Source organism: Formivibrio sp. oc-25, from assembly GCF_055810895.1.
This window is the reverse complement of sequence record NZ_JBVVOL010000080.1, coordinates 1-1,639: the sequence shown is the minus strand read 5'-3', so window position 1 is coordinate 1,639 and position 1,639 is coordinate 1. Positions and strand designations below refer to the sequence as shown.

General features: G+C 60.7%; 2 protein-coding genes. Both read right to left on the bottom strand.

Annotated elements, in window-relative coordinates; genetic code table 11:
• Positions 1-1,241, bottom strand: a 1,241-nt coding sequence (locus AC0KVQ_RS16390; RefSeq protein ID WP_473422267.1) for a TRAP transporter large permease subunit, incomplete at its 3' end; no start/stop codon positions are given.
• Positions 1,238-1,639: TRAP transporter small permease subunit (locus AC0KVQ_RS16385; protein WP_473422265.1), on the bottom strand; the 402-nt coding region annotated here is incomplete at its 5' end. The genes AC0KVQ_RS16385 and AC0KVQ_RS16390, both read right to left, overlap by 4 nt.

The window sequence follows — 1,639 nt, the reverse complement described above, 5'->3', positions numbered from 1 at the left end:
GGGAACAGGGCAAACAGCAGCAACAGGGCCAGCATGGCGCCCAGGTACGGCAGCACACCCTTCACGCATGCCTCGAACGGCAGGCGCGAGACCCCGGTGATCACGTTCAGCACATTGCCCACCGGCGGCGTGATCAGCCCGATCGAGCAGTTCAGGATGAACATCACACCGAAGTAGACCGGGTCGATGCCGGCCTGCTTCACCAGCGGCATCAGCACCGGTACCAGGATCAGTACGGTCGGTGTCAGATCCATCACCATGCCCACCATGGCAATGAACAGCATGATCACCAGCATCAGCAGGATCGGCGAATCCACCAGCGGCGACATCATGTCCGCCACCATCATCGGCAACTCGGCAATCGTGATCAGCCAGGCCGACACCCCGGACGCAGCCACCAGCAGCATCACGACCGCCGTGGTTTCCGCCGAGGCATACAGCACGTGATACAGATCCTTCAGCTTCATCTCGCGGTAGATGAACAACGAAATTGCCAGCGCATAGGCAGCAGCCACCACACCGGCTTCGGTCGGGGTGAAGATACCGCTGCGGAAACCACCGACGATGATGATCGGCAGCATCAGCGACCAGGCGCCATCACGCACCGACTGCCACACCTCGGCTCGGGTGGCCTTGACGCAGGCGGTCAACTGGGTGGTGCGGGATTGCCAGTACCACACAATCGCCAGTGCCACACCCATCATCACGCCCGGGGCAATGCCGGCGAGGAACAGTTTGGAAATCGACACGCCGCTGGCTACACCAAAGATGATGAAGGGGATCGACGGCGGGATGATCGGGGCGATGATGCCGCCGGTAGCGATCAGGCCGGCCGAACGGCCTTCGGCATAACCGGCCTTCTTCATCATCGGCAGCAGCACCATGCCCAGCGCTGCGGTATCGGCCGCAGCCGAGCCCGACAGGCTGGCCATCAGCACCGAGGCAATGATGGCGACATAACCCAGGCCGCCCTGCTTGTGGCCGACCAGCTTCATCGGCAGATCGACGATGCGCTTGGAAATGCCGCCGGCATTCATCAATTCGCCCGCCAGCACGAAGAACGGAATGGCCAGCAGCGGGAAGCTATCGGCACCGTTGACCAGGTTGCTGGCCATGATCTGGATATCGAACATGTCCAGGTTCAGCATCAGTGCCAGACCGCACAGCAAGAGCGAGAAGGCGACGGGAATCCCGATCAGGATGCAGCCGACCAGGGTGATCAGGAAGATGGCGACGGTCATGCTTGCTCTCCTTCAGCGGCACGGAACAGGCGACGATAAATGCGCACCAGCAGGATGATGCCGATACACAGGCTGGCCGGCACGCCGGCGAAATACATCACCCCGACCGGGATACCGCTGATCGGCAGGTAGTTCTGCAGATTGAGCAGCGTGAGCTGCCAGCAACCGGTGAAAATCATGATGCAACAGACCAGCATGCCAAGGTCGCTGAGGATCTGTACCGTGCGGCGTACGCCCGGTGTCATGCGATTGAGGAAGGTATCCACCTGAACGTGGGAGTTCTTGATAAAGGCAGAAATGGCGCCCAGAAAGGTGAGCCAGACGAACAGATAGCGGGCGACTTCTTCGGTCACGCCCAGGTTCGAGTTGAACCCGTAGCGCAAGACCACGTTGATGAA